The sequence below is a fragment of the Mycolicibacter senuensis genome (assembly GCF_003284925.1).
In the GTDB taxonomy this organism is placed as follows: domain Bacteria; phylum Actinomycetota; class Actinomycetes; order Mycobacteriales; family Mycobacteriaceae; genus Mycobacterium; species Mycobacterium algericum_A.
The window spans coordinates 1-9,947 of sequence record NZ_QMEX01000130.1 but is presented as its reverse complement, the minus strand read 5'-3'; the positions used below and the strand labels follow the sequence as shown (position 1 = coordinate 9,947).

Here is a 9,947-nt window from a genome sequence, read left to right as displayed (position 1 = left end):
GACCGCGCGTCGAACCTGCGCGGGTCGGGCCGCGACCAGCAGGGATCACGCACTGATCACCCCGGCGTAGGGTCACTGGAATGCCTTTGATGCGAAGTGACGACGACAGCTGGGACATCACCACGAGTGTCGGTTCGACCGCCTTGTTCGTGGCCACCGCGAGGGCCTTGGAAGCCCGCAAGCCCGATCCGTTGGTGGTCGACCCCTATGCCGAGTTGTTCTGTCGGGCTTCCGGCGGCGACTGGGAAGCGGTGATCGCGGGCAATCTGCCCGACCACGAGCTGCTCAGTAGCGACTTCGGCGAGCACTTCGTCAACTATCAAGGCGCCCGCACCCGCTACTTCGACGACTACTTCCGCCGCGTCGCCGAGGCCGGTGTGCGGCAGGTGGTGATCTTGGCGGCCGGGCTGGACTCCCGCGGCTACCGATTGGACTGGCCGGACCAGACGACCATCTTCGAGTTGGACCAGCCGCAGGTGCTGGCCTTCAAGGGTTACGTGCTCTCGCAGCGCGGTATCCGGCCCGGCGCACAGCGGCGCGAGGTCGCCGTGGATCTGCGGGAGGACTGGCCGCAAGCGCTCTGCGACGCCGGCTTCGACCCGGCCCGGCCCTCGGCGTGGCTCGCCGAGGGGCTGTTGATCTACCTTCCGGCCGACGCACAGGAACAGCTGTTCACCGGTATCGACGGCCTGGCGGCTTCCGGCAGCCACCTGGCGGTCGAGGACGGCGCCCCGCTGCCGGACGAGGTGTTCCAAGCCGCGCTACAGGCCGAAGTCGTCGCCGGCGATGACAGCCGCGTCTTCCATCAACTCATCTACAACGAGCGCTGCGCGCCGGCCGATCAGTGGTTCGGCGAGCGCGGCTGGACCGCGGTGGCGACGCCGTTGGCGGACTACCTGCGTGAGCTGGGGCGCCCGGTGCCGGGTCCGGACAGCGAAGCCGGCCCGATGGTGGCCCGGAATTCGCTGGTCCGGGCGGTCAAAAGGTAGGGCCCGTCGAGAACGCCAGCCACTGTCGTCAGCATGCCCCGAATGGGGTAACGTTCCAGCAAACGAAAATCATTTTCAATAAGGAGCCGGGGTATGAGTGGGAACGATGTCGGTGCTCCCGCGGCGGGTCTACCTGCCGAAGGAGCGGGGAATGCGGTGATGCAGACCACCCGGCGATCGCTCGAACCGGCCTCGACAGTTAGCTTATGCAATGCTAACTTCAGCCGGGTTAGCTTGGGGAATATTGGTGAAGGGGCGAGCCACGCATGAACAACGGTGACGCGGCTCTGTTGGCACCGCAACCTCGGATCGACGAGGAGACGCTCAGCCGGTTCGCCACCTGCTGTCGGGCCCTGGGCATCCCCGTATACCAGCGGCAACGGCCCGCCGATCTGGTTGCCGCCCGCACCGGTTTCGCCGCGCTGACCCGTGTCGCGTACGAGCAGTGCGATGCCTGGACCGGCCTGGCCGCTGCCGGCGACCAGTCACCGCGGGTGCTGGCCGCCGTCTCGCAGACGGCCGCGAGCGCCGGGGCGCTGCAGCGCCGACTGGACCTGCCGCAGGGCGCGCTCGGGTTCCACTACGACACCGGGCTCTACCTGAAGCTGCGTGCCACCGAGGCCGATGACTTCCACCTGGCGCACGCCGCCCAACTGGCGATGGCGGGCCGCTGCGCGGAGGCGAACGAGATCGTCGCCGAGATCACCGCGCGGCGCCCGAACTGGAACGACGCGCGCTGGCTGGCGATCTCGGTGAACCACCACGCGGGGCGCTGGTCGGACATGGTCAAGCTGCTGACCCCGATCGTCAACGACCCCGACCGCGACGAGCTGTTCAGCCACGCCGCCAAGATCGCGCTGGGCGTCGCGCTGGCCCGGCTGGGCATGTACGCCCCGGCACTGTCCTACCTGGAGGAGCCCGACGGCCCGATCGCCGTCGCGGCCACCGACGGGGCACTGGCCAAGGGGCTGATCCTGCGGGCGCAGGGCGAGGACGAGACGGCCGAGGAGGTGCTGCAGGACCTCTACGCCGCCAACCCGGAGAACGAGCAGGTCGAAGAGGCCCTGCTGGACACCAGTTTCGGGATCGTCACGACCACCGCGGCGCGGATCGAGGCACGGACCGACCCCTGGGACCCCGCGACCGAGCCGAGCGCCGAGGACTTCATCGACCCCGCCGCCCACGAACGCAAGGCCGAGCTGCTGGCCGAGGCCGAACGCGAACTCGGCGAGTTCATCGGCCTGTCCGAGGTCAAGAACCAGGTGCAGCGGCTCAAAAGTTCGGTCGCCATGGAGGTGGTGCGCAAGCAGCACGGACTGGCCGTCGGCCAGCGCACCCACCACCTGGTGTTCGCCGGGCCGCCCGGAACCGGTAAGACCACCATCGCCCGCGTGGTGGCCAAGATCTACTGCGGCCTGGGGCTGCTGAAGAAAGAGAACATCAAAGAGGTGCACCGTGCCGACCTGATCGGCCAGCACATCGGTGAGACCGAGGCCAAGACCAACGCGATCATCGACAGTGCGCTGGACGGCGTGCTGTTCCTCGACGAGGCCTACGCCCTGGTGGCCACCGGCGCCAAGAACGACTTCGGACTGGTCGCCATCGACACACTGCTGGCGCGGATGGAGAACGACCGTGACCGGCTGGTGGTGATCGTCGCCGGCTACCGCGCCGACCTGGACCGGTTCCTGGACACCAACGAAGGTCTGCGGTCACGGTTCACCCGCAGCATCGACTTCCCGTCCTACCAGCCGCCGGAGCTGGTCGAGATCGCCTACAAGATGGCCGAACAGCGCGACAGCCGTTTCGAGCCGGCGGCGCTCGAGGAGATGCAGGCGTTGTTCCACCAGTTAGCCGAGGCGTCGCACCCCGACGCCAACGGCATCGCCCGGCGCAGCCTGGACATCGCCGGCAACGGCCGGTTCGTGCGAAACCTGGTCGAACGCTCGGAAGAGGAGCGCGAGTTCCGGCTCGACCACTCCGAGCAGTCCGGTACCGGGGTGTTCACCGATGAGGAGCTCATGACCATCACGACCGAAGACGTCCGTTACTCGGTGACGCCGTTGCTGCGTGGCCTGGGACTGGAGGCGAACGCGTGAGTGCCACGCAATCCGACCGGCCCGAGGAGGAGCGGCGCTCTTTCGCATCGCGCACCCCGGTCAACGAGAACCCCGACCGCGTCGAATACCGGCGAGGGTTCGTCACCAAGCATCAGGTCAGCGGTTGGCGCTTCGTGATGCGCCGGATCGCCTCGGGCGTGGCCCTGCACGACACCCGGATGCTGGTGGAGCCGCTGCGCTCACAGGCGCGCGCTGTGCTCATGGGTCTGCTCGTGCTGGCCACCGTCGCCGGTGGCTGCTTCGTGTTCACCCTGATCTGGCCCAACAGTGCCGCTGCCAACGACCCGGTACTGGCGGACAAGTCGACGTCGGCGCTGTATGTCCGGGTCGGCGAGCAGTTGCACCCGGTGCTGAACCTGACCTCGGCGCGGTTGATCGCCGGCCGCCCGGTCAATCCCACCGCGGTGAAAAGCGCCGGGCTGGACAAGATCCCGCGCGGCAACCTGATCGGCATCCCGGGAGCTCCGGAACGGATGGTGCAGAACACCAGCCGTGACGCGGACTGGACGGTGTGCGACTCGGTGGCCGGCTCGGAAGCCGGGGTCACGGTGATCGGCGGGCCGCTGGGCGACGGCGGCTCCCGCGCCGGTGCCCTCGACGCGCACCAGGCGGTGCTGGCCGACAACGGTTTCGGAGCATGGCTGCTCTGGGAGGGCAAACGCAGCCGGATCGACCTGGCCGACCGCGCCATCACCGGCGCGCTCGGACTCGGCGAGAAGGGCGCCGCCGTTCCCACACCCCGCTCGATCTCGACGGGCCTGTTCAACGTGATCCCGGAGGCGCCCCCGCTGACTGCGCCGGTGATCCCCGGCGCCGGCGACAAGCCGTCGTTCGACCTGCCGGCGGACGCGCCGGTGGGCGCGGTCATGGCCGCGCACGCCCTGGAGGGCAACGAGCAGGGCACCCTGCGCTACTACGCGGTGCTGCCGGACGGCCTGCAACCGATCTCCGGCGTGCTCGCCGCGGTGCTGCGCAACACCGACTCCCACGGGCTGGACCGGCCGCCGCTGCTCGGCGCCGACGACGTCGCCCGGCTACCGGTGTCGCACGCACTGGATGTCTCCCGCTTCCCGGAGCAGCCGGTCAGCGTCATCGATTCGGTGGCCGACCCGCTCACCTGCGCGCATTGGAGCCGGCCCGCCGGGGCCAGCACCAGCTCGCTGACGCTGCTGGCCGGCTCGTCGCTGCCGCTGCGCGACGGTGTCCGCACCCTGGATCTGGTCGGCGCCGGAGTCGGCGGGACCGCCGCGCGGGTCGCCCTGGCACCGGGCACCGGCTACTTCGTCCAAAGCGTCAGCGCCGATCCGACCGCCGACCACTCGGCGGGACCGCTGTTCTGGATCTCCGACACCGGCGTGCGCTACGGCGTCAACACCGAGAGCGGACCCGCCGGTAGCGACGGTGACACCGTGGCTGCGCTGGGGCTGAGCCAGCCGGCGGTGCCCATCCCGTGGTCGGTGCTGTCGCAATTCGCCCTCGGTCCCACGCTGTCGCGCGCCGACGCCCTGCTGGCCCACGACGGGCTGGCACCGGATCAACGACCCGTTCGCCGCGCCACCACCGAGTTGGGTGCAACCAACGGGGGAGAGACCCGATGAGCCGACTGATCTTCGAGGCCCACCGCCGGCTGCCGGCGCCGCCCACCGACAAGGGCACCATCACCATCGAGCCGCCACCCGAATTGCCGCGGATGGTCCCGGCGTCGTTCCTGCAGCGGGCGCTGCCGGTGGTGATCGTGATCCTGATCGTGGGCATGGTGATCGCGATGGTCGCCACCGGTATGCGGCTCATCTCCCCGGTGATGCTGTTCTTCCCGTTCGCCCTACTGGTAGCGGCGGCAGGCATCTACCGCGGTGGCGACAAGAAGACCCGCACCGTCGAGGTCGACGCCGAGCGCGCCGACTACCTGCGCTACCTGTCGGTGGTCCGGGACAACATCCGGGGCTCGGCCGCCAAGCAACGGGCCGCCGCGGAATGGTCACACCCCGACCCGTCGGATCTGGCCACCGTCCCCGGCTCACGCCGGCAATGGGAGCGCGACCCGCACGACGAGGACTTCCTGGTGGTGCGCACCGGCCGTCATTCGGTGCCGCTGGCCAGCCCGGTGCGAGTCACCGACACCGCCGACGAGATCGACCTGGAGCCGGTGTCGCACAGCGCTTTACGCAGCCTGCTCGACACCCAGCGCACGGTGCGCGACGTGCCCGTCGGCCTGGATCTGACGAAAGTCTCCCGGATCACCGTGCTCGGTGAGGGTGACACGGCCGCCGATGACGTGCGCGCCGCGCTGCGGGCCTGGGTCGCCCAGGCCGTCACCTGGCACGACCCGACCATGCTCGGGGTGGCGCTGGCTTCGCCCGCTCTGGAGACCGCGGACTGGTCATGGCTGAAGTGGCTGCCACACGTCGACATCCCCGGCGCCGTGGACGGCGTCGGCCCGGCGCGCTACCTGGCGTCGAGCCCCGAGGAGTTGGCGGCGCTGCTGGCTCCGGCACTGGCCGACCGCCCGGCGTTCACCGGGGGGCCGGCCGAGACGGCGCGGCACCTGCTGGTGATCATCGACGACCCCGATTTCGACGTCCCGGCATCGTCGCTGGGTGCCGCGCGTGCCGGGGTCACCATCGTGCAGCGCAGCAGCGTCGCGCCGAACCGTGAGCAGTACTCCGACCCCGAGCGGCCGATCCTGCGCATCGCCGGGGACGCCGACGGGGCAAGCCGAGCCCGGGCCATCGACCGCTGGCAGACCGGCGGCTGGCAGCGCTACGTGGATCACGGCGATGCGTTATCCACCGATGAGGCCGCCCATCTGGCGCGGCGGCTGTCGCGCTGGGACTCCAACCCGACCCACGCCGGGCTGCGATCGGCCAGTACCCGCGGCGCCACCTTCACCACGCTGCTGGGCATCCCCGACGCCTCGCGACTGGACGTGCCCGCGCTGTGGGCGCCGCGGAACCGCGACGAGGAACTGCGGGTCCCGATCGGCGTCACCGCGACCGGCGAGCCGCTGATCTTCGACCTCAAGGACGAGGCCGAGGGTGGCATGGGGCCGCACGGCCTGATGATCGGCATGACCGGGTCCGGCAAATCCCAGACCCTGATGTCGATCCTGCTGTCGCTGCTGACGACGCACTCGGCGGATCGGCTGATCGTGATCTACGCCGACTTCAAGGGTGAGGCCGGCGCCGACATCTTCCGGCACTTCCCGCAAGTCGTCGCGGTCATCTCCAACATGGCCGAGAAGCGCTCGCTGGCCGATCGGTTCGCCGACACGCTGCGCGGTGAGGTGGCCCGCCGCGAGTTGCTGCTGCGGGAGGCCGGCCGTCGGGTGCAGGGCAGTGCGTTCAACTCGGTGACCGAGTACGAATCCGCGATCGCCGCGGGCCACGATCTGGCTCCGATCCCGACGCTGTTCATCGTCGCCGACGAGTTCACCCTGATGCTCGCCGACCACCCGGAGTACGCCGAGCTGTTCGACTACGTCGCGCGCAAGGGGCGTTCGTTCCGGATTCACATCCTGTTCGCCTCGCAGACCCTGGACGTCGGCAAGATCAAAGACATCGACAAGAACACCTCCTACCGGATCGGACTGAAGGTGGCCAGCCCCAGCGTCTCTCGCCAGATCATCGGGGTGGAAGACGCCTACCACATCGAATCCGGCAAGGAGCACAAGGGCGAGGGCTTCTTGGTGCCAGCCCCGGGTGCAGCGCCCATCAAGTTCCGCAGCACCTACGTCGACGGCATTTACGATCCGCCGCGGCAATCCAGAACCGTTGTGATGCACGCGATCCCAGAGCCCAAGCTGTTCACCGCAGGACCGGTGGCCTCCGGCGAGGAGACCACGGTGGTGGCCGAGGCCGAAGATGAGACGCACGCCCCGCCGCGCAAGTTGATCGCGACGATCGGCGACCAGTTGGCGCACTACGGCCCGCAGGCGCCGCAGCTGTGGCTGCCCCCGCTGGACGAGCCGATCCCGCTGACCTCGGCGCTGGGCCGAGCCGGCATCGGCGAGCGGCAGCTGCGCTGGCCGCTTGGCGAGATCGACAAGCCGTTCGACATGCGTCGCGATCCGCTGGTGTTCGACGCCCGCTCGGCCAGCGGCAACATGCTCATCCACGGCGGGCCCAAGTCCGGGAAAACGACTGCGCTGCAGACCTTCATCATGTCGGCGGCCAGCCTGCACTCGCCGCGCGAGGTGACCTTCTACTGTCTGGACTACGGCGGCGGCCAACTGCGCGGGCTCGAGGACCTGGCGCATGTGGGCAGTGTCGCCTCCGGGCTGGAGCCCGAACGGATCCGGCGCACCTTCGGTGAACTGGAGCAACTGCTCACCGCCCGCCAGCAGCGGGAGGCGTTCCGCGACGGCAGCATCGGTTCGCTCAACGACGGGTACGGCGAGGTCTTCCTGGTCATCGACAACCTGTACGCCTTCAGCCGGGACAACACCGACCAGTTCAACACCCGGAACCCGTTGCTGGCCAAGGTGACCGAGCTGGTCAACATCGGCCTGGCCTATGGCATCCACGTGGTCGTCACCACCCCGAGCTGGCTCGAGGTGCCGTTGGCGATGCGCGACGGACTGGGCTTGCGCCTGGAACTGAAGCTGCATGACCCGCGGGACAGCAACGTCCGGGTGGCGGGGGCGCTGACCCGGCCCGCCGAGGCGGTGCCCGCCAACCAGCCCGGCCGTGGCCTGACGATGGCCGCCGAGCACTTCCTGATCGCCAAACCGGACCTGGGCCAGATCGCCGAGATCAACGCCCGCCACCCCGGTCTGGCGGCGCCGCCGGTGCGCCTGCTGCCGACGAACCTGGCCCCGGAAGAGGTCGGGACGCTGTGGCCCGGCCCGGAGCGGATCGTGATCGGTCAGCGCGAAGAGGACCTGGCTCCGGTGGAACTCGACTTCACCGCCAACCCGCTGGTGATGGTGCTCGGGGACAACAAGTCCGGCAAGACCACCCTGCTGCGCCACATCATCCGCACCGTGCGGGAGAACAGCACCGCCGAGCAGGTCGCGTTCACGGTGTTGGACCGTCGGCTGCACCTGGTCGACGAACCGTTGTTCGCCGACAACGAGTACACCGCCAACGTCGACCGGGTGATCCCGGCGATGCTGGGCCTGTCGGCGCTGATCGGCTCGCGCCGGCCGCCGGCCGGGCTGTCGGCCGCGGATCTCGCCGGATGGACCTACGAGGGACACACCCACTACCTGATCATCGACGACGTCGACGCCATCCCGGATTCGCCAGCGCTGACCGGCCCATACGCGGGTCAACGGCCGTGGACCAACCTGATCGGGCTGCTGTCGCAGGCGCAGGACCTGGGGCTGCGCGTGATCGTGACCGGCCGGGCCACCGGGTCGGCGCACGCGCTGATGACCAACCCGCTGTTGCGGCGCCTCAACGACCTGCAGGCCACCACGCTGATGTTGTCGGGCAACCCGGCCGATTCCGGCAAGATCCGCGGCCAGCGGTTCGGCCGGTTGCCGGCGGGCCGGGCGATGCTGCTCGGCGACAGCGATGAACCCACCTACCTACAGCTGGTCAATCCATTGTTCAGCGAGAGCCTGACGCGTTGACACGCATCGAAGGGAAGGAGAAACAGCCATGACTCTCAACGTGGTTCCCGAAGGCCTTGCCGCCGCCAGTGCAGCGGTCGAGGCGTTGACCGCCCGTCTGGCGGCCGCACAGGCCGCCGCCGCCCCGCTGATCACCGCGGTGGTGCCGCCGGCGGCCGACCCGGTCTCACTGCAGATTGCCGCGGGCTTCAGCGCCCAAGGTACCGAGCACGCCGCGGTCGCTGCCCAGGGCGCCACCGAGCTCGGTCGCGCGGGCGTGGGCGTCGGTGAGTCCGGCGTCAACTACGCCGCCGGCGACGCGGCAGGTGCGTCGCGGTACTTCATGGGGTCGCGCGGCTGATGATGTCCGCCCCGGTCTGGATGGCCTCCCCCCCGGAGGTGCATTCGGCAATGCTGAGCAGCGGCCCCGGCCCGGGTCCGCTGTTGTCGGCTGCCGGGGTGTGGAATGCGCTGAGCGCCGAGTACGCGGCGGTCGCCGACGAACTCACCGCGCTGCTCGGCGCGGTACAAAGCGGTGCGTGGCAGGGGCCCAGCGCCGAGCGGTATCTGGCGGCGCATGCGCCGTATCTGGCGTGGCTGGGCCAGGCCAGCGCCGACAGCGCGGGGGTGGCGGCCCAGCACGAGGTGGCCGCCACCGCCTACACCACCGCGCTGGCGTCGATGCCGACGCTGGCCGAGCTGGCCGCCAACCACATGACCCACGGGGTGTTGGTCGCCACCAACTTCTTCGGCATCAACACCATCCCGATTGCGCTCAATGAAGCCGACTACGTCCGGATGTGGGTACAGGCGGCCACCACCATGAGCACCTACCACGCGCTGTCCGGTGCGGCACTGGCGTCGGCGCCGCGCACGGTACAGGCGCCGCCGGTCCTCAAAGCCGATGCCGCGCAGCCGGCCGCTGACACGTCGTCGGAGATCGGGGATTTCTTCACCCGGCTGTGGGATCAACTGGTCCAGTTCTTCACCGACCCGATCGGGGTGATCCGCGAGATCCTCAGCAGCCCCGGCGCCCTTGTCACCTGGTTTCCGTTGCTCTTCTTCATCGCCTATGAGGCTTTCTTCATCCCGTTCGGCTGGACCTTCTGGTCGCTGTTGTTCGCCAGTGCGGCGCTGGTGCCGATCCTGCTCGGAGTGGGGCTGGGCCACCTCGCCGACATGCTGGGCGGGGAATTGGCTCCCGACGGCGACCTGAAGCCGGTGCCGGTCGCGGTGACCTCGCCGGGCGACCGGGCGACTCCGGTGGTGGCCGGTTTCAGCCCG

At 69.6% G+C, this 9,947-nt stretch carries 6 protein-coding genes; all 6 read left to right on the top strand.

Annotated features, from left to right (window positions below):
• Positions 1-89: 89 nt before the first annotated feature.
• The gene (locus DQP56_RS19760; RefSeq protein WP_112688341.1) at positions 90-989 is read left to right on the top strand and encodes a class I SAM-dependent methyltransferase; all 900 of its coding nucleotides are present in this window, start codon (positions 90-92) and stop codon (positions 987-989) included.
• Between the two features lie 266 nt (positions 990-1,255).
• Positions 1,256-3,088: a type VII secretion AAA-ATPase EccA gene (gene eccA, locus DQP56_RS19755; RefSeq protein WP_112688339.1), complete on the top strand. Its 1,833-nt coding sequence runs from the start codon at positions 1,256-1,258 to the stop codon at positions 3,086-3,088.
• Positions 3,085-4,707, top strand: a complete 1,623-nt coding sequence (gene eccB / locus DQP56_RS19750; protein ID WP_112688337.1) for a type VII secretion protein EccB — start codon at positions 3,085-3,087, stop codon at positions 4,705-4,707. The genes eccA and eccB overlap by 4 nt, the downstream gene beginning before the upstream one ends.
• Positions 4,704-8,684 (top strand): type VII secretion protein EccCa, encoded by a 3,981-nt coding sequence (gene eccCa / locus DQP56_RS19745; protein WP_112688335.1) that lies wholly within the window; start codon positions 4,704-4,706, stop codon positions 8,682-8,684. The genes eccB and eccCa overlap by 4 nt, the downstream gene beginning before the upstream one ends.
• 28 nt (positions 8,685-8,712) lie before the next feature.
• Positions 8,713-9,024 carry a PE family protein gene (locus DQP56_RS19740; protein WP_112688333.1) on the top strand — a complete coding sequence of 104 codons (312 nt, stop codon included), beginning with the start codon at positions 8,713-8,715 and terminating at the stop codon, positions 9,022-9,024.
• A gap of 2 nt (positions 9,025-9,026) precedes the next feature.
• The coding region (locus DQP56_RS19735; protein WP_133258981.1) for a PPE family protein at positions 9,027-9,947 on the top strand (921 nt) is incomplete at its 3' end.